1 pseudogene is annotated in these 280 nt (G+C 40.7%); it reads right to left on the bottom strand.

The annotated features are described in order from the left end of the window. Positions 1 to 210, bottom strand: a pseudogene (locus V5P19_RS23425) (IS4 family transposase); the annotation flags it as partial. Positions 211 to 280: the final 70 nt, after the last annotated feature.

Consider the following 280-nt stretch of genomic DNA (forward strand, 5'->3'; position numbering starts at 1 on the left):
GAGGTGACGATTACCTAACAATCGGTCGATTCGTTTGATGTTATGTTTTGTTCTCGCTTTGGTTGGCAGGTTACGGCCAAGTTCGGTAAGAGTGAGAGTTTTACAGTCAAGTAAGGCGTGGCAAGCCAACGTTAAGCTGTTGAGTCGTTTTAAGTGTAATTCGGGGCAGAATTGGTAAAGAGAGTCGTGTAAAATATCGAGTTCGCACATTTTGTTGTCTGATTATTGATTTTTGGCGAAACCATTTGATCATATGACAAGATGTGTATCTACCTTAACT

This window comes from Enterobacter sp. UNJFSC 003 (assembly GCF_036903355.1).
GTDB lineage: Bacteria > Pseudomonadota > Gammaproteobacteria > Enterobacterales > Enterobacteriaceae > Enterobacter.